13 protein-coding genes are annotated in these 19270 nt (G+C 71.5%); 11 read left to right on the forward strand and 2 right to left on the reverse strand.

Annotation, left to right across the window (positions count from 1 at the left end):
* Positions 1-241: 241 nt before the first annotated feature.
* From ABD154_RS08615 to ABD154_RS08660, 10 genes are all read left to right on the forward strand, one after another.
* Positions 242-2875 (forward strand): LuxR family transcriptional regulator, encoded by a 2634-nt coding sequence (locus ABD154_RS08615; protein WP_211978680.1) that lies wholly within the window; start codon positions 242-244, stop codon positions 2873-2875.
* A 241-nt stretch (positions 2876-3116) separates the two neighbouring features.
* Positions 3117-5159, forward strand: coding sequence for a nucleoside-diphosphate sugar epimerase/dehydratase (locus ABD154_RS08620; RefSeq protein WP_211978681.1), 2043 nt, complete (start codon positions 3117-3119; stop codon positions 5157-5159).
* Positions 5156-6355 carry a GNAT family N-acetyltransferase gene (locus tag ABD154_RS08625; protein WP_211978682.1) on the forward strand — a complete coding sequence of 400 codons (1200 nt, stop codon included), beginning with the start codon at positions 5156-5158 and terminating at the stop codon, positions 6353-6355. The genes ABD154_RS08620 and ABD154_RS08625 overlap by 4 nt, the downstream gene beginning before the upstream one ends.
* A 1-nt stretch (position 6356) precedes the next feature.
* The gene (locus tag ABD154_RS08630) at positions 6357-7394 is read left to right on the forward strand and encodes a sugar transferase (protein WP_344251081.1); all 1038 of its coding nucleotides are present in this window, start codon (positions 6357-6359) and stop codon (positions 7392-7394) included.
* Positions 7391-8575, forward strand: a complete 1185-nt coding sequence (locus ABD154_RS08635) for a DegT/DnrJ/EryC1/StrS family aminotransferase (protein WP_344251082.1) — start codon at positions 7391-7393, stop codon at positions 8573-8575. The genes ABD154_RS08630 and ABD154_RS08635 overlap by 4 nt, the downstream gene beginning before the upstream one ends.
* A gap of 136 nt (positions 8576-8711) precedes the next feature.
* On the forward strand, positions 8712-10307 hold the full coding sequence (locus tag ABD154_RS08640) for a tyrosine-protein kinase domain-containing protein (RefSeq protein WP_344251083.1): 1596 nt from the start codon (positions 8712-8714) through the stop codon (positions 10305-10307).
* The gene (locus ABD154_RS08645) at positions 10304-11386 is read left to right on the forward strand and encodes a glycosyltransferase (RefSeq protein WP_344251084.1); all 1083 of its coding nucleotides are present in this window, start codon (positions 10304-10306) and stop codon (positions 11384-11386) included. Before ABD154_RS08640 ends, ABD154_RS08645 begins: the two co-directional genes overlap by 4 nt.
* Positions 11383-12399, forward strand: a complete 1017-nt coding sequence (locus tag ABD154_RS08650) for a glycosyltransferase family 2 protein (RefSeq protein WP_344251085.1) — start codon at positions 11383-11385, stop codon at positions 12397-12399. Before ABD154_RS08645 ends, ABD154_RS08650 begins: the two co-directional genes overlap by 4 nt.
* Positions 12396-12998, forward strand: coding sequence for an arsenate reductase/protein-tyrosine-phosphatase family protein (locus ABD154_RS08655; RefSeq protein ID WP_198499841.1), 603 nt, complete (start codon positions 12396-12398; stop codon positions 12996-12998). The genes ABD154_RS08650 and ABD154_RS08655 overlap by 4 nt, the downstream gene beginning before the upstream one ends.
* Positions 12999-13001: 3 nt before the next feature.
* Positions 13002-14096: an EpsG family protein gene (locus tag ABD154_RS08660; protein ID WP_344251086.1), complete on the forward strand. Its 1095-nt coding sequence runs from the start codon at positions 13002-13004 to the stop codon at positions 14094-14096.
* A gap of 3 nt (positions 14097-14099) precedes the next feature.
* Here ABD154_RS08660 and ABD154_RS08665 read toward each other — a convergent pair whose 3' ends face one another.
* A complete protein-coding gene (locus ABD154_RS08665) occupies positions 14100-15386 on the reverse strand; it encodes a lipopolysaccharide biosynthesis protein (RefSeq protein WP_344251087.1) in 1287 nt (428 codons plus the stop codon).
* A 45-nt stretch (positions 15387-15431) separates the two neighbouring features.
* The gene (locus ABD154_RS08670; RefSeq protein WP_344251088.1) at positions 15432-16670 is read right to left on the reverse strand and encodes a lipid II:glycine glycyltransferase FemX; all 1239 of its coding nucleotides are present in this window, start codon (positions 16668-16670) and stop codon (positions 15432-15434) included.
* 206 nt (positions 16671-16876) lie between these two features.
* On the opposite strand from ABD154_RS08670, the gene ABD154_RS08675 reads away from it, so the two are divergent.
* A complete protein-coding gene (locus ABD154_RS08675) occupies positions 16877-19189 on the forward strand; it encodes a helix-turn-helix transcriptional regulator (RefSeq protein WP_344251089.1) in 2313 nt (770 codons plus the stop codon).
* The last annotated feature ends 81 nt before the right edge of the window (positions 19190-19270 follow it).

The raw sequence follows: 19270 nt of genomic DNA on the forward strand, positions 1-19270 counted from the left end.
GACGAGCCGCTGACGGGCGCGGTGAAATCCCAGTTCAGCGCGCATGCCGACCGGCGCCGAGCGAGTAGCGGAGAACGACAGGCACGTGATTCGAGTAGTCGCCGAAGGTCACGCAATCGACATCGCACGATGACCGAGTAGTGACTGCCCGTGCGCGTGCGCCCCGAGTCGAGTAATGACCGAAGAACATCCCGTAATGACCACCTAGTGACCGATCTCGCAGGTCACGAGGATGGACCTCATGCACATCCCCACAATCCCCACCCCAGACCCCGACCATCTCCAGACCCTGCTCGATCGCCATACGGCCGCGGCCGTCGTCGGTCGCGTCGGCCTCGGCAAGACCGGACTCCTCAGAGCCCTCGAAGCGCGCTGGGAGGGCCCGGTCTTCCGCGTGCACTACAACCGCGCCGAGGCCGGCACCGACTATTCCGGCATCGACGTCCTGCTCGCCTCCCTCGGCGCCCCGAGCATCGAGGACGCGGCCGCCGTCCCCGATGCGGTGCTGAGCGCACTGCGGGCGGCCGAGCTGCCCGACGACGGCCTCATCGTCATCCTCGGCGCCGACAAGATGGACCGCCCCTCCCAGGACGTCCTCGGACAGTGGCTGCGACGATCGCAGTCCGGGCGGACCCGGATGGTCATCTCCGTCAACGCCCTGCCCACCGACAGTCCGCTGGCGCCTCTGCCCACCGTCGAGCTGCGCGAGCTCGACCACGGCGAACTCGTCGCGCTCGCCCAGGAGGAATGCGGCGGCGGACTCTCCGAGGCGGCGGCCCACGTCGCCGCAGCGGCGTCGTCCGGGCTGCCCCTGGCGCTGCGCCACATCCTCGATGCGATGAATCGCCGTGAACGCCTCGGCGAACTCCCGCTGACGATCCCGCCGCGCCCGGGCGCGCAGGCCGACGCGCTCGTGCGCGACATCGTCGGGACCCCCGACGCTGACACGCAGAGCCTGCTCAGGCTGCTGGCGCTGGCTCCGTCGACGCCCTGCGGCCCGCTCGCGGCACGGGTCGACGGCTTCTGGGAGATCGTCGACGACCTCGAGATGCGCGACCTCGTCGAGCGACGCGACGCGCACCTGCGACTGACCAACGGCCTGGTGCGGGCGTGGACCCACCAGACGATGAGCGCGACCGAGCGGATCGCCGGCCACGTCCGGCTCGCCGAGGACTGCGCGGGCGTCGATCCGCGGCTGGCTCACTGGCACGCGTCCTTCTCGCGGCCGACGGAGGACTCGGCGCCGACCCTCATCGCCGACGCGCGTCTCCTCATCCGCGAGGGGATGACCGCCGACGGCATCGAATTCGTCGAACGCGCGATCCGCGTGAGCACCGATGACGAAGCCCTCGCCGCCGACCTCCTCGCCGTCGCCCGCGATCTCTACGACCGCGGCGAGTTCGTCTTCGCCTCCCGCTACGGGCACCTCGCGGCGCGGTCCCGGCAGCCCTCGCTCGCCGTGCGGGCGCGGACCCTCGACGTCGAGATCACGTTCACCCGCCGCCAGACGCTTCCGCCCCACCTCGTCAACAGCTGGTCGAAGCAGGAGCTCCGCGATGCCCCGGCCGACGTCGCCCGGCTCCAGCTCCTCCTCAGCATCGGCCGCTGCGATCGCGGCGAGTACGCCGAGGCCGAGGAGCTGCTCACCGCCGCCCGCGACGCCGGCGACCACCTCGGCGACGCCGAAGACCAGCTGCTCGACGCCGCGACGATCAGGCTCGAGGCCGCCCGCGGTCGCGACGAGACGGCGCTGCGGTGCTTCACCGCGCTGCGGACCGGTGAGATCGAGGAGTGCGAGCCCCATTTCGTCCTCGCGGTCGCCACGGGCCTCATGCTCACCGAGCACTACGAGTCCGCGCAGGCCGCGCTCGCCCTGCTGCGCGGGGAGGTCGACGGGGCGACGATCTGGCGCACGCGGGCGCTGGGGCTGCAGGCGGAGATCGCCCTGCGGGCCGGAAGCCTGCGGGCGGCCAGCGAGCTCATCGACGACATCGGCCACGCGCCCGCCGGCGCGGGCCAGGTCAGGCCCGACCGGATCCTGCAGCTGCGCTGCTGGCAGCTGCTCATGCGCGGTGAGGCCTGCGCCGCCGAACCCGTTGAGGCAGAGCTCGCGGCACTCGCGACGACGACGGACAACCGACGCCTCCTCGCCGAACTCAACGCCCTCCAGGGCAGCTGCCTGCTGCGTCTGGGCTACCCGGCCGAGGCCGTCCGCCATCTGCGGCGCTGCGACGAGCTCTCCGCCCATGAGCTCAACCCGAACGTGCGGCGCCACGAAGCCGACCTCATCGAGGCGCTCATCGAGATCGGACGGCGCGAACACGCCGGGATGCTCGTCGCGCAGCTGCGCCGCCGCGTCGACCGCTGCCCCTCGCGCTGGGCCGCACACGCGCTGCGCCGCTGCGAGGCGCTGCTCGCCACCGGAGAGAAGAGCCTCGAGCTCTTCACGCTCGCCCTGGGGGCGTTCCGGTCCGAGGACTCGCTCTATGAGAAGGCGCTCACGCAGCTCGCCTTCAGCCGGCGGCTGAGCGGGATCGGCGCCCAGGCTCGCGCCCGGGAGCAGCTGAGCGTCGCCTCGGCGACCTTCCTCGAACTCGGGGCCGACGGCCTGGCCCGGCATCACACGGCACCGCCCGCCCCGGTCGAGACCGCCGCGCCCGAGCTGCCGCAGCTGCGCGAACTCAGCGACGAGGAGCTCAAGGTCGTCGAACTCGTGCGGGCGGGGCTGAAGAACAAGGAGATCGCCCGGCGGGTCTTCGTGTCCCTGCGCACCGTCGAGCTGCGCCTCACCGCCGCCTACCGGAAGCTCGGCGTCGGGTCCCGCACCGAGCTGATCTCCCGCCTGGCCGGCAACCCGAGCCTCGCGGTCGTCTGAGCCTCGTCTGCCGGTGCGCCCGGTGTGGCGGCAGTCCGCACACTGATCGCGGATGACCGCAGATCACCGGCGCACACGGGTCCGACACCACCGCTTCGGAAATAGCTTGGGAAGCAATCGCGAATCGCCCGGCCCTGCCGTTCCCCCTCAGCGGTCAGGTCACTGCCGTCCCCTCGGCGGCCCGGGCGTCTGCAGAACCGAGAACGGCGCTGCCGGTCTCACTGAAGCATTGGAGATCGCAATGACAGCATCGGCACAACCGGAGGCCGAACCAGGAACCGCAGGCAGCCGGTCGTCACGACTGGCACTGGCGGTCTGGGAGCGCAGGGCGCGCCTCCAGATCGTGCTCGACGCCGCCGCGTGGGTCCTCGCCGCGGGCCTCACCTGGTTCGTCCTCGGATTCGGCTGGATCGACGGGTGGACGATCGGACTCGTGCTCGCCGTCGCCCTCGCCCTCCAGCTGCTCGGGGGCCTGAGCCTCGGCCTCTACCGCAGCCGCTACCACTACGGCAGCTTCTCCGAATACGGAGGTCTCGTCCTCCTCAGCCTCGCCGTCACCGTCGTCCTGCTGCTGGTCACCGCGGGTGACTCCCCGTTCGTCCTGCTCCTCGTCTTCTCCGCCCTCATCCTCATGTCGGGCAGCCGGTACGTCATCCGCTACATCCACCAGATGACGACGCGGCCCACACAGGGTGAGCGGGTCCTCGTCGTCGGTGCGGGAGACGCCGCCGATTCCCTCATCCGCCAGATGCTCTCGGATCCGGCGGGCGCCTACCTGCCCGTCGGACTCATCGATGACGATCCGCGCAAGCGGCACCTGAGCATCCAGGGCGTGCGCGTGCGCGGCACGAGCGAGGACATCGCCGAGGTGGTCGAAGCGCTCAATGTCGCCGGTGTCATCGTCGCGATCGCCGATTCCGACGCGCAGTTCCTGCAGGCCTGCCGCAGCAGCCTGCAGATGACCGGACGCTGGCTGCGGACGATCCCGCCGCTGGCCGAACTCGTCGACCGCCGGGTCGAGATCGCCGACATCCGCGACCTCAGGGTCGAAGACCTCATCGGCCGCAGTCCCATCCACACCGATCTCACGGAGATCGCCGCGACCATCGCCGGCAGCCGCGTCCTCGTCACCGGGGCCGGCGGGTCGATCGGCAGCGAACTGTGCCGCCAGCTCTCAGCGCTCGGACCGGAGTCCCTCATCCTCCTCGACCGGGACGAGTCAGCCCTCCACGGCGTCGAGCTCACGCTCTTCGGCTCCGCCCTGCTGACCTCGCCGAACACGGTGCTCGCCGATATCCGCGACCCCGAGGCGCTCGAGCGGATCTTCGCGGCCACGCGACCGCAGATCGTCTTCCACGCCGCAGCGCTCAAGCACCTGCCGATGCTCCAACGGTTCCCCGAGGAGGCGTGGAAGACCAATGTCCACGGCACGCTCAACGTCCTCGAGGCCGCAGCCGCTGCCGGTGTCGACACGTTCGTCAACATCTCCACCGACAAGGCGGCGGCGCCGACGAGCGAACTGGGCCGCAGCAAGCGCATCGCCGAACAGCTCGTCAGCGGCTTCGCCTCGCGCTCGCCGGGCACCTATCTCTCGGTGAGGTTCGGCAACGTCCTCGGCTCCCGCGGTTCGGTGCTGCTGTCGTTCCAGGAGCAGATCCGGCGCGGCGGTCCGGTCACGGTCACCGATCCCGAGGTCCGGCGCTTCTTCATGACGATCCCCGAGGCCTGCCAGCTCGTGCTCGAAGCCGCGGCGATCGGGCAGGACGGCAACGTCATGGTCCTCGACATGGGAGAGCCCGTGCGCATCGACGACATCGCGCGCAGCCTCGTCGCGATGTCGGACCGGCAGATGGAGATCATCTACACGGGCCTGCGCGAGGGCGAGAAGCTCGACGAGGAGCTCTTCGGCGTCGATGAGGGCACCGTGATGCGCATCCACGAGAAGATCAGCCGGGTCGAGGCGCCGGAGCTCGATCCGCGGGTGCTGCCGAGCCGGTCGGCCTCCCGCGAGGTCATCGACCTCTTCTGCACGCAGATCTGCACCCCGGAGGCACCCGCCCGGAAGCGGGCGGTCCCGTCTCCGTCGTCCGAGGCCAGGGCCGTGACCGAGGCGGCCGCCGAGGTCGTGCGCGCCGAGGCTGCGCGACCTGACACCGTCGACGCCGACACCACCCCGGCCGAGCCGGCGGCGGCGCGCCAGCAGCGCGTCGCCGAGGCGGCAGCCGCCTCCGGACTGACCATCGCCCGTCTGCGCAAGCACGTGAAATCAGAGGTGTCAGCATGAGTGAACAGTGGCAGGTCTGGGACGCCGAGGTGCCCGCCGACCGCGACGCGTGGATCGCCCTGTGGGCGGCGTCGGACGAACGCCAGCCCTTCGCCCACCCGGATGTGTGCTCCCTCCTGCGTCCGGCCGAGGGTCGACTCATGGCGGTCGCCCTGTCCCACGGCGGCGGACACGTCCTCTACCCCTTCTTCCTCCGCGAGATCAGCGGCAGCGACGGCTGGCGGGACATCGTCTCCCCCTACGGCTACGGCGGACCGATGCACTGGGGGCTCACCGACGTCGAGGCGACTGCGGAGGTGTTCTGGCACCGCTTCGATGCGTGGGCGCTGGAGCACTCCGTGGTCAGCGAGTTCTCCCGCCTGTCCCTCTTCGGGGAGACGCTGCTGCCGTACCGGGGCGCGACCCGCAAGCGTCAGAACAACTACGTGCGGGACCTCAGCGTCTCCGTCGAGGAGCTCGGCTGGGAGGTCGCACCGAAGGTGCGCAGCAACGTCCGCCGCGCCCGGCGCGAGGGCGTGACCATCGTCATCGACACCGACGGGGAGTTCGTCGACGACTTCGTCCGGATCTACACCGAGACGATGCAGCGCCGCGACAGCGCGGACTGGTACCGCTTCGAACGCCCGTTCTTCGAAGGCCTCCACGCGGCGCTCGCCGGCCAGTTCGCCTATGTCTACGCCGAGCTCGACGGGCGGCTGGTCTCCGCCGACCTCCTCCTCTTCGGCACCGACACCAGCTACTACTTCCTCGGTGGCACCGAGGCGGCCGCGTTCCGCGCGCGCCCCAACGACCTCGTGAAGATGGAGTCGATGACCTGGCTCAAGGCCCGGGGGTGCCGCAGCTATGTGCTCGGCGGCGGCGTCACCGCCGCACCCGATGACAGCCTCGACCGGTACAAGCGGGGGTTCGCCCCGCACGGCCGAGTCGACTACCTCACCGGGGAGCGCATCATCTCCGCCCCGGCCTACGACGCACTCCTCGCCGCGCACCGGCAGCGGCTGGCCGCGCGCGGTCTCGACTTCGACGAGAGCAGCGACTTCTTCCCGGCCTACCGCCGCGGCGCCGAACTCCTGACACCGGAGGCCGCCGAGACAGCGCCGTCAGCCGGCGGGTCGCCGTCGACCGGCGGGTCGGCACCGGCCGCACTGTCAGAGGAGTCGACACCTGCCCGGCAGGCAGAGCCGGCGAGGTCCTGAGATGCCCTACTCCCGCATCAAACGTGCGTTCGACTGCCTCGGGGCAGGACTCGGACTGCTCGTGTGCGCCCCGCTCCTGCTGCTCACCGCCGGCCTCGTCCTCGCCTTCCACGGTGCTCCGGTGATCTTCGCGCAGGAGCGGGTGACCCAGGGCGGGCGGATCTTCCGGCTGCGGAAGTTCCGGAGCATGCGACCGCTCGACCCCGCGCGCGGCTGGACGAGCGATGCCACGCGGCTCACCGCCTTCGGCCGCCTCCTGCGGGCGACGAGCATCGACGAGCTGCCGAGCCTGTGGAACGTCCTCGTCGGCGACATGAGCCTCATCGGCCCGCGTCCCCTGACGACCGACTACCTCGCGCTCTACACCCCCGAGCAGTCCCGTCGTCACGCAGTGCGCGGCGGCCTGAGCGGACTGGCCCAGGTCAGCGGCCGCAACGCGCTGTCGTGGGACGAGCGCTTCGACCTCGACCTCGAGTACGTGAAGACCATGAGCCTGCGCACCGATCTGCGCATCCTCGCCCGGACCGTGGGCACGGTCGTCCGGCGCACCGGGGTCAGCCACCCGGGTGCGGCGACGACGTTCAGCTACGGCGGCAGTCTGCGCTCCGACCTCATCGAGTTCGAGCAGATCGCCCGCACCCGCGACCTCACGCAGTGGATGGCGAGGACCCGTGCGGGTCAGCGGGTGGGGCTGTGCGAGATGGTCAGCCTCGGCGAATCGGCCCGGCTGATCCGGTTCCTGCCGCACCCGGTCGATGCCGCCTTCGCCCCCGACGAGCACGAGGTGCTCACCCGCGAGGTCCTGCGGCTGCTGCTCAACCGGGCGCGCGGCACCGATGCGGACTTCGCCTTCTGCCCCGTCGCCACGGCCGGCGCGGCGGCGGATCTCTACCTCTCGTACGGCTTCCGCCCGGTCACCGAGGCGCCGCCGCTCAGCGCCCTGCCCCAGCCGGCCGCGGTCGCCGTCGGAGGGGAGCTCCTCTGCTGCGCACTGTGGCCCGAGACCGCACCGAACCCCGACCTGAGGATGGCGTCATGACGATCTCGAACGCCCAGCCGACCGCCTCGGCGACACCGACCGAGCTCGAGCCGATCCCGGTGTCGACTCCCGACGTCGGAGCGCTCGAGGAGGAGTACCTCATCCGCGCGTTCCGCTCCGGATGGATCGCCCCGACGGGCCCCGACCTCACCGCGTTCGAAGCCGAACTCGCCGCGCGGGTCGGCGTCCGGCACGCCGTCGGTCTCGCCTCGGGAACCGCCGCCCTCCACCTCGGTCTCCTCGGTCTCGGCGTCGGCGCCGGTGACACCGTGGTGACGTCGACGATGACCTTCGCGGCGACCGCGAACGCGATCATCTACTGCGGGGCCGAACCCGTCTTCGTCGACTGCACCGCCGACGGCAACATGGATCCCGGGCTCCTCCACGAGGCGCTGCGTGCGGGGGCGCGGGCCGGACGCCTGCCGGCGGCCGTCGTCCCCGTCGACCTGCTCGGGAGGCCCGCCGACTACGATCGGATCCTGCCGATCGCCGCCGAGTTCGGGGTGCCGGTGCTCGTCGACGCCGCAGAATCCCTGGGCTCCCACTGCGGCGGCCGGGCCACCGCGAGCATGGGACACGCGGCAGCGGTGTCCTTCAACGGCAACAAGATCATGACGACCTCGGGCGGCGGGGTGCTGCTCACCGACGACTCCGACCTCGCCGCCCGCGCGGCCTACCTCTCGACACAGGCCCGGCGACCGGTGGCCCACTACGAGCACACGGACATCGGCTTCAACTACCGTCTGAGCAATCTGCTCGCGGCGCTCGGCCGGGCTCAGCTTCTCCGTCTCGACTCGATGATCGCGGCCCGCCGGGCGAACCGGACCCGCTACTGCGAGCTCTTCGGGGACTGGGCCGGTGTCGAGCTCTTCGGTCGCGAGAACCCCCACGCGGACAATGCGTGGCTGAGCGCGGTGCTCGTCGACCCCGAGACGGCGGGCTTCACCGCCGGTGAGCTCGGCGAGTGGCTGGCCGCGCACAGCATCGAGACGCGCCCGCTGTGGAAGCCGATGCACCTCCAGCCCGTCCACCGCGGGCGCACGATGCACGGCGGGCGGATGTCCGAGTCGCTCTTCGCGACCGGGCTGACGCTGCCGAGCGGGTCAGCCCTGAGCAGCGCACAGCTCGACCGGGTGCTCACCGCCATCGCGGCGTTCCGATGCGGAGGGCCGCACCGGTGATGCGGGCGCCCGTACCCCGGAGCACGGGGCATATCAGACCACTCAGGCACCCCCATAGCCTGGGACCAGGACGAACACCTCGTCGACGAGCGGCGGCGCCGATCGCCCGCAGTCGCCCACCGGAGCGGAACGAGCCATGAAACTCAAAGAATATCTGCGCCTCATCCGGCGCAACGTCGCCCTCCTCGTCATCGCCACCGTGCTCGGCGGCGCCGCAGGATTCGGGATCTGGGCGCTGCTGCCGACGACGTACTCCTCGCGCACGGAGCTCTTCGCCTCGGTGTCGACCTCGGGCGATCCCTACCAGCTGCAGATGGCCTCGAGCTTCATGCAGGAGCGGATCCAGACCTACGTCGACATGGCGAGCAGCCGGCCCGTGCTCGAACCCGTCATCGACCGCCTCAACCTCGACGAGACGCCGGAGGAGCTGGCCGGACAGGTCAACTCGTACAGCGACCCGCGCACGGTGCTCATCACCGTCGAAGCCGCGGCGGCCACCCCCGACGAGGCCGCGGAGCTCTCCGACGCCATCGCCGGCAGCCTCGTCACGGTCATCGGCGAGATGGAGAACTCGGGCAGCGCCGACACCGGGCAGATCGAACTCAAGGTCGCCAACCCCGCCGTCCCGGCGACGGTCCCGGACGGTCTGCCGCTGTGGATGTGCATCGGCCTCGGACTGCCCGTCGGACTCGCGATCGGACTCGGCATCGCCCTGCTGCGCTCGAACCTCGACAGCCGGCTGCGGACGAAGGAGGACGTCGAGGCGATCACCTCGGCGACGGTGCTCGCCTCGATCCCCACGGACCCGAAGATCACCGACCAGCCGCTGCTCACCCAGATGGGGCTCGACAACGTCCGCGGCGAGGCCTACCGCCGACTCCGGACGAACCTCGGCTTCGCCCAGGTCGACGACACGAACTCCGCCGTCCTCATCACCTCGGCGGGAGCGCAGGAGGGCAAGTCGACGACGAGCATCAATCTCGCGATCGCGCTCGCCCAGGCCGGCAGCCGGGTCGCCCTCGTCGACGTCGATCTCCGGCAGCCGACGGTCGCGGAGAAGCTCGGCCTCGAGAACTCCGTGGGACTGACGACCGCCCTCGTCGGGTCCGCCGACCTCTCCGAGCTCATGCAGCCCTGGGGGCAGGACGAGCTCTACGTCCTCACCGCCGGGATGATGCCGCCGAACCCCACCGAACTGCTCGATTCGCGAGCGATGGGAACACTCATCAAGCGCCTGACCGGGGAGTTCGACATCGTCATCCTCGACGGTCCGCCGCTGCTGCCGGTCGCCGACAGCCTCGTGCTGTCGAAGCAGGTCGGCCGGGTCCTCCTCGTCGCCAGCGTCGGGCAGGTGCGCACGAACGACCTCCAGGAGGCGGTGCGCAGCCTCGACGTCCTCGATGTGCCCGTCGACGTCGTCCTCAACCGGGTGCCGCGCACCTCGGCGGAGGCCAACGGCTACTACCAGTGCTACTCGAGCCGGGCGCAGAAGCAGACCGCGGGGCCGGGACCCGAGATCCCCTCCGACGTGCCCCCGTCCGATGTGCCGCGGACCTGGCCGGGCAGCACCGAGGACGCCTGGTCCGGTCGCGGCAGCGAGCAGACCGCCGAGGCGGCGAGCCCGACCTGGACGACGAGCGACGACGCCACCGCAGGACGTCACCTGCGCCCGCGGAGGCTGGCCCGCACCGGAGGGCAGACGCGGCGGGAGAGCATGGGACGACTGCCATGAGGATCGGCCTGCTCGCCAGCGTCGGGCACATGATCGATTCGTTCTTCCCCGAGATCATCGCGTCGTGGACGGCTGCGGGGCACGCGGTGTCGACCGCGGCCGGGACCCCGACCGCCGACGGTCACGGCGTCGTCATCGCCGGCCTCGGCCGACGCCCGGGGCCGGGCATGGTCGCGGCCCGGGCCGGGCTGCGGTCCTGGGTCCGCGACGCCGGGATCGATGTCGTCGTCACGAACTCCGCAACGGCGTCGGGGCTCGTGCGCTCCGCCTCGCTCGACGTTCCCGTCGTCTACTTCTGCCACGGACTGCACTGGAACACCGGCACCCGGCCGGCCGACCGGATGTGGCAGACCGTGGAGCGCTCGCTGCTGCGACGCACGAGCGGGATCATCACCATCAACTCCGACGACCATGCGTGGTTCGCACCCCACGTGGAGTCCGACCGGCTGCTCCGTCTCGAGACCGGGGTCGGACTCGACCTCGAGCGCTACGCTGCGGCACCGGCGCTCCCGGTGGCCGGGAACCGGCTCGAGCTCGTCTGGATCGGCGAGTTCAGCCCCCGCAAACGTCCCGATCTCGCCGTCGACGTCGTCGCCGGTCTCCGGGCGGTGGGAGTCGACGTCCGCCTGCGGATGCTCGGCGACGGGCCGCTGCGAGCCCGGATCACCGATCGGGTGCGCCGCCTCGGCCTCGCCGATGCCGTCACCGCCCATGGGTTCGGCACGGTCGTCGACGCCCTGAGCGGCAGTCACGGTCTCCTCCACACGGCGGCGTGGGAGGGTCTGCCGCGGGTGATGCTCGAAGCCGTCGCCGTGGGGCGGCGCTCGTACGCCTTCGACGTCAAAGGCGTGCGCGACATTCCCGAGGCCCGGCTCGTGACCGATCGCGACAGTGCGGCCCTCGTCACCGCGCTCGCCGAGGACTGGTCGACAGGGAGGATGACGGCACCCCTGGCCTACGACCGCTCCCGCCTCGACTCGACGGAGACCGCAGAGTCGGTGAGGGTCTTCCTCGAGACGCTCGTCGACCGCACGTCCCGGCCTGCGTCGAGCACTGCGGTCGGTCGGGGAGAGCGATGAGCGGCACCGAGGTCCTCGTCTCCGTCATCGTCCCCGTCTGCAACGGCGAGGCGCACCTGCAGGCGACGCTCGACTCGGTGCTCGCCCAGCGCCACCGAGCCCTCGAACTCATCGTCGTCGACGACGGCTCGACCGATGCCACGCCCGCGCTCCTCGCCGACCTCGCCGCGGCGGACACCAGGGTCCGCACCCTCCGCCAGCCGAATCGCGGTGTCTCCGCCGCCCGGAACCGCGGCCTCGATGCCGCGCACGGCGAGTGGATCCTCTTCCTCGACGCCGACGACCTGCTCATCGACCCGCTGCTCCTCACGGCGCTCGTCCGGGCCGGCGGGGACGACGCGGACATCGTGGGCTTCGCCTCCACCGACGACCCGGGTGCCATCGGCAACTCCGGAGGCGATGGCGACCGGCGGCTGCAGGCGGCGCTCGCCGAGGCGGTCGACGTCGTCCTCGACCACCGGGAGATCGCGACGATGATCGCCGCCGAGACCGCGAACGCGGTGTGGGACAAGGCCTACCGGCGCACCCTGATCGACGCGGGGGGCACCCGCTTCCTCGAGGGCATCCGGATGGGTGAGGACCTCCTCTTCAACCTCGACTGCATCTCCCGCGCCGAGGTGGTGCGCACGGTGCCGATCCGCGGTCACTTCTATCGGCGGGGCGGGACCGCCTCGGCGACCGGACGCTACCTTCCCGACAAGTTCACGGATCTCACGATCGTCGGGACGCGGCTCGCGGACTGGGCGCAGGGCACGGGATCGCCCGAACTCGTCGCGGCCGTCGACTTCATCAGGGCGAAGAACGTCTTCTCCTGTGTGCGCGACCTCCACCGCCCCGACTGCGACGTTCCCAGGGAGCAGCGGCTGGCACGGGCGAGGGAGTACCGGATCGAGGTGCCCTCGGTGCGGATGGACGGTCTCGGACCGGGGCGGCGGATGCTCGGCTCCGCCTACAACCTCCTCGGGTACCGTTCGCTCTTCCGTCTCACCGGTCTCGTCGGAGGCCGCCGATGAACGGGGGATGGGACGTCGACCTGGGGCCATTTGCCATCCTCGTCGTGTGCACCGGAAACGTCTGTCGGTCCCCGCTCGCCGAACGGGTGCTCCAGGACGGGCTCGATGAGCTGGCACCCATGCAGTTCGCGGTCTCCAGTGCCGGGACGCAGGGACTCCCCGACGACACGGTGACCCCGGAGATCGCCCAGATCGCCGGACGCTACGGGCTCACCTTCGACGGATTCGCCTCGCGGCGGCTCGAACCCGGCCACATCCGCACCGCCGACCTCGTCCTCACGATGGAGCGGGCACAGCGCGCTGCCGTCGTGCAGATGCTCCCGGCGGCCCTCAAGCGCACGTTCACGCTGCGCGAGTTCGCCCGCATCCTGCCCCTCGTGCCGCCCGAGAACGGCTCGTCGCCGACGGAGCGGTGGCAGTCGCTCGCGGCGCTGGCCCAGCGGTACCGCCACGCCGCTCCCGGCGACGGCGGCAACGATGACGTCGTCGACCCGATCGGCGGCACCGACGAGGTCCACCAGACGATGCTCGATGAGATGATGCCGGCGATCCGGACGCTTCTCAAATGGGAGCAGCAGTTCGACCGAATCGAGGCGTGAGCGATGTTCCTCGTCTCGTGGTTCGTGCTCGCCACCCTGTGGATCGTCGGCTTCTGCGTCGTCGGGGAGACCTCGAAGTTCCGGCACTGGAGCAACGCGCTGTTCCCGATCCTCTCGCTCGTGACGATCACGGTGCTCGCCGCCTCGGCGGCGAACTACGACGTCGTCGACAAGAACCGCTACGCCCTCGAGTTCGAGTCGATGAGCTTCGCGTCGCCGGACGAGATCTTCGCTGACACCGTCGCCGACGGCAGGGAGCCGGCATACCTGCTGTTCAACTGGATCGTCGGTCTCTTCACCCATGATGCCCGCGTCTACTTCGTCGTCGCGGCGGCCTTCTGCGGGATCATGCTCGCCGCGACCCTGTGGCTCGTCCTCGGCTCCGGGTGGCAGACGGCCGTCGTGCTCTACGTGACCTTCTGCTTCGGCTTCTTCATGGACTATTCGAGCTTCCTGCTCCGGCAGGGGCTGTCGATCTCGTTCCTCTTCCTCGCCCTGGCCCTCGTGCTGCGCGGCGCCAGGGTCGTGTGGATCGTCCTCCTCGTCGGGGTCGGTCTGCTCTTCCACTGGTCGGCCATTCCCGCGGCGCTCATCATCGTCCTCATCCGACTCATCCGCATGCGCACCGACATCCTCCTCGGCGTGTGGGTGATCCTCTCCGCCGCCTACTTCACGGGCATGAACGAGCGCCTGGCCGGGCCGCTCGGCGCGAGCGTCGAGCAGGTCGACGTCTACTCCGATCCCTCACTGGCCGCGGAGTACACCGGCGGCACGAACCGTCCGAGCTTCTGGCTCTTCAGCGCGGGCCCGCTGGCCGTGTCCTATGTCGCCTTCAAGAAGCTCACGGTGCTGCCCGAGTGGTATCCGAAGCTGCTCAACGCCTTCATCCTCCTCAACGGGTACTTCCTGCTCATGGGATTCGTCTTCTTCAGCGACCGCCTCGCCGCGTACTCGTGGTCGCTCGTGCCCGCCGTCGTGTCGATCCCCTTCCTCGCCTACCGCGGGACGGCCGCCCCCGTCGTCCGACTCGGCCTGCTCGTCGCGTTCACCCTGTGGGCGGTGTACTTCGGGTCGTTCGACGTCCTCGTCGACCGGTGACCCTCAGCGGCTGCCGCCCTGGCTCGGCACCGGGTCCGCGGCCGGATCGAGGCGGCGGGCAGGGCGCGCGGGCCGCCACGCGAGGACCAGCTCACCGGCATAGCGACCGACCGAACCGCACAGCAGCGCGAGACACCCGGCCTCCACCGCCGGCATGCCGGCGGCTCCGGCGATCCCGCCGCTGAGCAGTGCGACGGCGACCGAGAACGCACCGACGAACGTCGTCGCCCAGTACCGGTTGAGCACGAGCAGCGTCGCCGACAGCAGGTACGTGGGCACGGTGATGACCGCGGCGACGGCGAGCATGCCGATCGCCGGTGCCGACAGGGCGAACGCCTCACCGTAGACGGCAACGAGCAGCGGACTGCCGAGGACGAGGGCGACGATGATGAGGGGACTGAGCGCTGCCATGATGATCCCGCCCCGCACCAGGGACGTCCGCAGCAGGGGCGGTGCCGCGGGGTCCTCGTGGAGACGGCGGTAGACGGGCAGCATCACGGTCTCGACGGACGCTCCGACGAGGTTCGCGAAGACGACGAGGTACGCCGCCGAGGCGTACCGTCCGACGTCGTCGGCGGCCCCGAAGAGCGCGACGACGCCGAGCGGGGCGTAGGACGTCAGCGAGTAGATCCCCTGCATGAGCGACAGCGGCACTCCCGCGGTGAGGAGGGCGCGCACCTCGGTGCCGGTGGAAGTGGCGTCCGCCGCCGGACCGGGGTCCGCGGCGCGTTCGGGGGCGGGGGCGCGCTGCCCGAGGACGGCGGTGACGACGGTGACGAGCAGGGCGGTTCCGGCAACTCCCCACAGGGCACTGACCACGGACCCCGTGACCGCCATGACGAGCGTGACGGTGACGGCGGTGACGACGGCGCTGCCGATGAGGATGAGCCCGAAGGCCCGGAGTCGTTCGGCCCTCTGCAGGCGGGCGAAGAAGAGGTCGGCGATCGTGTCGCACAGTTTGATGACGAGCACGGCGGCCGCCATCGGCCAGGAGAGCTCGGGGACGACGAGCCCGAGCACGAGGAGGCCGATCCCGGCGGCCACGGCGGCGCTGCAGATCCGCACACCGAGGTAGACGCCCCAGCGCACCCGTGCCTGCAGGGTGAGATAGAGGTTGCGCAGGCCCAGCTGGGAGAGGATGAACACCGGCGTGAGAGCCGCGATGAGGGTCGAATACTGGCCGACCGCGGCGGGACCGTCCTGGCGGGCGAAGAGCCACACGAGGTACCACTGCGCGGCGGCCGTCGCGATGTTGCCGACAGTCACGAACAGCAGCGAGGCTTTCGGCATATCGGGTGTCCTGTCGGTGGAAGGCGGAGGCGGTGCATACCCCGCTTATCGGGATGCTACTGGCGATGCCCGCCTCTCGGTCTCGCTCCGGAGCGGCTTTGCGGGACTCCGCAGTGCGCGTGCGGTCGTCAGTGCGCGTGCGGTCGTCGGCCGGAGCGCCCGCAGGCGGGAGCGCAGCGGCAGCACCGTCGTGAAGGCGCGGTAGACGACGGGCCGCAGCGGCAGGTCCCATGCGCCGATGTACTCGTGGGCATCGGCACCCATCTCCGCCTTGAAGCGGATGAGACCGGACGCATGGTCCCCGGCGTCAAGGGTGTCCTCGACCCCGCCGAGGTCGAGAAGCTGCGCGCCGTCAGCCACGGCCCGGCGGATGATCGCCCAGTACACCGCGTTCGACCCTCGGGCCTCCGGGCGCACCGCACTCGTCGCGGCGAGGACCCCCTGGACCCGGCCGCCGATCCGCGCGGTGGCGTTCGCCGCGACCGCGTCCCCGTCGTGACGGGCGATATGGAGGGCGAAGTCCCCGGGGAAGGCCTCGCCCATCGTCGCCCAGATCGCCTCGAAGTACTCGCGCGGCTGCGGCTCGAAGCCGTTGCGCTCGGCCGTTTCGACGAAGAGACGATGGACCTCGCCGAGGTCCTCGCGACCGCCCGGACGGACCTCCACCTCGGCGCGCGCGGCCTTGCGGATGTTCTTCCGCCACGTCTTCGACATCTTCTTCAGCGCCGTCTCCTCGGTGCCGTCGTCGAAGCGCAGGTGGAAGTTCAGCCGCGGCTGGCTCGCCTCGGTGTCGGGGTCGCCGACGATCGGCCGCCACCCGCGCCGGGCCAGCAGCTCGGTCAGCTGCAGGGCCGTCGCGTCGACGGCATCGGGCGGGAGGTCGGAGAAGCGGCGGACCGCGCCATCGGCGAGGCCCGCGCGCACGGTCGCCGAATCCCACCGCCGCACGGTGAGCGGGGGAGTGATGCGCACACCGAAGACGCGGCGGGCGCGCAGGTGGGCCGTGAGCGCGGAGAGCTGATCGTCGACGTCCGGGGACGCCCAGTCGATGAGCGGCCCCTGGGGGATGTAGGCGAACCGCAGGCGGCTGCCGGGCATCCGCCGATACCGGATGACCGCCGCCGCGACCGGCTCGTGGCCGCCGGCGAACCAGCCCACGGGCTCGTGCTCCCAGTCGGTGCTGCGGGCGCGACTCCACTCGGGGGTCTGCTGATAGCTGGCGTCCCCCGTGCGGTCGAGGAATCTCCAGTAGTCATCTGTCGCGATCGTGCGAACCGTGTGCATGATCCTCAAGCGTAGGGAGGCCCGCTGCCCGACTCCATGGCTCCCGCGGACTCTTTCGCCGACCCGCACAACCCTGACGGCTTCCCGCAGGCCGGCCCCGCGACGGCGGCCTCAGGCGGGCACGTCCCCCAGACTGGTTCCACAGCAGCGGTTCCGCCCACGGGGGAGCTCCCCGCTGGCGACGCAGATCGAGGAGAGGCTGCGAGATGTTCATCGATCAACTCAGCGCGGTGGTTCCCCGCCGAGGTGGAGGTCTGGAGAAGATGGTCCCCGGTACCGACCCCGCCGAGGCCGGCGGCCCGGCCGGCGGGCCCGCGCCGACGGGCCGGGCGGCCGAGATCGCCGGCTTCGCCCGCGAACTCGGTCTCGCTCCTGACGAGTTCGCGGCCGAGCTGTTCGCCGCGAGTGCCGGGTGCCTCGCGCTCGGGCGGATCGCAGCCGCTGCCGCCGCCCGCGTCGACCACTCCGTCGATCCCACCTCCCGCAGCTTCGCCGACTACGTCGCCGCTCAGGCGCCGCCGCTCGACCTCGGCCTCTCCGCCGAGGACCTCTGGGTCGCGACGGTGCTGTCCCACCTCGGCGCGTTCACCGAACGGACTGCGCTCTTCGCGCTCGCCTCCGTGCCCCCGCCGGCCGACTTGAGGTCCGGCCCCCCTGACCCCGAGGGCGTGCTCATGCGCCTGCGCATGTCGGGTGTCGTCGCCGATGCCGGAGCCGACGGCGGCCGGCGACTCCTGCGGGTGCCCGTCCTCCTTGCGGCGAGCTTGCGCCGCAGTGCGGCCGCCGCGGACAGCGGGAGCGAGGCGTCCGGCCTCCTCACCCATCTCGTCCCCGCTCTCGTCGACCATCTCGAGACCGCCGAGGCGATCGATGCGCAGGTGCTCGCCGACGTCCTCGACCTCGCCCGCCGCGCCCGGCACTGGGACGTGCTCCTCCGGCTCGCCGATTCCGTCGGACTGCCGATGTTCCTCCTCGCCCCGCAGGCCGCCTGCGCCGCCTACGGCGGACTCCCGCCCGAGGCGATGACGGTCGAACCCGACCTCGCCCTCATGGCCCGCATCGCCGAGGACATCATCGACCTCCTCGGCGGAGACTTCGACCAGGCGCGACTGCAGGAGGCGCTCATCGGGGAGACGCGGACCGGGCGACTCCGCGAGCTCTGCTTCCTCGCCGTGCCCGATACCGCCCCACCGCCGCAGCCTGAGGCGATCGCCACCGAGGTGGGGCCGGGGTCCGTGCTGCGGGACATGTCGGCCCTCGTCGCCGCCGGACGCCACAGCGAGGCCGCCGACCTCGGCCTGTCGGCGCGCATCCGGCCCGGCGCGAAGCGCGCCCAGCTGAGCATCCGCCTCGTGGCCGCGATCTGCGCCTTCCACGACGGGGACGTCGCCCGCGCCCGGGCGATCCTCCACGACGTCGAGGTCCAGGCCGCCCCGCGCCACGTCGACGGCGACTACCTCGTGCCCGCCGCCGTCGCGTGGTCGGCGCTGGCCTCAGCGGTCGCCGGGGACCACGAGCGCACCGACGCGTTGCTGGCGCGACTGGCCCGGACGGCGCCGCGGCCGACCCTCGTCGACGACGTCGTGCGCTCGCCCTGGCGCATCGCCACGGCCCTGCGCGCCCTCGACCGCCTCGATCTCGACCTCGCCGCGGACTGCCTCGCCGACGTCGACCGGGCACCGGACGGGATGGGACTGCGGATCTGGATCCCCGTCATCGGGCGGCGACTCGCCGTGCTCGCCGCCCGCACCCCGGCCGACCTCATCATCGCCAACGACGACGTCGCCCATGACGACCTCGACGACCGCGCCACCACGCTGCCCCGGCTCAGCCGCGACCTCGTGTCCGGCAGCCGCAGCGCCGTCTTCACCGCGCTCGGTCAGCTGCGGTGGGCCGAGGTCGAACTCGAGCAGATGTCGCCGGACTCCGCCGCCCGCGTCGTCGGCAGCGTGCGCGTCGAACTCATCGCCGGACGCAGCGAATCCGCGATCGCCCAGGTCGAGGCGTGGTTCTACCACCCGATGCTCACCCCCACCGGACGGGCCGAGCTCGCCGCGATCCGGGCGGCGGCGCAGGCTCGGCTGGGCCGCGACGCCGAGGCGCGCGACGAGTTCCGCACGGCCCTCGGGCTCACCGCGCTCGTCAGCTCCCTGCTGCCGCTGGCCTGGCTGCCCCGGACCGATCGCGCCCGACTCCTCGACCTCAGCGCCGGCGACCCGGCGTGGGAGCCGGTGTTCCGGGCGTTCGCCGACACCAGGCGCGCCCAGCTCCTCACGCGGCTGCGCGAGGTCGGTGCGGTGTCGGTGTCCGAGGTGTCGATGCCGCAGCTGAGCAAGGCCGAAGCCCACCTGCTCGATCTCCTCGCCACCGACCGCTCGATCGCCCAGATCTCCGCGGAGCTCCACCAGGTGCCGGGGACGGTGAAGAACCGGCTCTCGGCCCTCTACCGCAAGTTCGGCGTCTCCGGCCGTGCCGAGGCGATCACGCGGGCCGGGGCGCTCGGCTTCCTCCCGCCGTGACGACCGCGCGCGCCGAGGTCGCGCCAGGGTCGCGCGCTCCGCGGCCGCACGCGCCACGGTCGCGCGGAGACAGCCCGCCGA

This window comes from Brevibacterium sanguinis (assembly GCF_039528855.1).
In the GTDB taxonomy this organism is placed as follows: Bacteria; Actinomycetota; Actinomycetes; order Actinomycetales; family Brevibacteriaceae; genus Brevibacterium; species Brevibacterium sanguinis.

Excerpts from the sequence above, each read along its gene's own strand:
- ABD154_RS08635 (WP_344251082.1), top strand. The coding sequence starts at position 7,391 with ATGACGATCTCGAACGCCCAGCCGACCGCCTCGGCGACACCGACCGAG.
- ABD154_RS08650 (WP_344251085.1), top strand. The coding sequence starts at position 11,383 with ATGAGCGGCACCGAGGTCCTCGTCTCCGTCATCGTCCCCGTCTGCAAC.
- ABD154_RS08665 (WP_344251087.1), bottom strand. The coding sequence starts at position 15,386 with ATGCCGAAAGCCTCGCTGCTGTTCGTGACTGTCGGCAACATCGCGACG.
- ABD154_RS08615 (WP_211978680.1), top strand. The coding sequence starts at position 242 with ATGCACATCCCCACAATCCCCACCCCAGACCCCGACCATCTCCAGACC.
- ABD154_RS08675 (WP_344251089.1), top strand. The coding sequence starts at position 16,877 with ATGTTCATCGATCAACTCAGCGCGGTGGTTCCCCGCCGAGGTGGAGGT.
- ABD154_RS08630 (WP_344251081.1), top strand. The coding sequence starts at position 6,357 with ATGCCCTACTCCCGCATCAAACGTGCGTTCGACTGCCTCGGGGCAGGA.
- ABD154_RS08645 (WP_344251084.1), top strand. The coding sequence starts at position 10,304 with ATGAGGATCGGCCTGCTCGCCAGCGTCGGGCACATGATCGATTCGTTC.
- ABD154_RS08620 (WP_211978681.1), top strand. The coding sequence starts at position 3,117 with ATGACAGCATCGGCACAACCGGAGGCCGAACCAGGAACCGCAGGCAGC.
- ABD154_RS08660 (WP_344251086.1), top strand. The coding sequence starts at position 13,002 with ATGTTCCTCGTCTCGTGGTTCGTGCTCGCCACCCTGTGGATCGTCGGC.
- ABD154_RS08625 (WP_211978682.1), top strand. The coding sequence starts at position 5,156 with ATGAGTGAACAGTGGCAGGTCTGGGACGCCGAGGTGCCCGCCGACCGC.
- ABD154_RS08655 (WP_198499841.1), top strand. The coding sequence starts at position 12,396 with ATGAACGGGGGATGGGACGTCGACCTGGGGCCATTTGCCATCCTCGTC.
- ABD154_RS08670 (WP_344251088.1), bottom strand. The coding sequence starts at position 16,670 with ATGCACACGGTTCGCACGATCGCGACAGATGACTACTGGAGATTCCTC.
- ABD154_RS08640 (WP_344251083.1), top strand. The coding sequence starts at position 8,712 with ATGAAACTCAAAGAATATCTGCGCCTCATCCGGCGCAACGTCGCCCTC.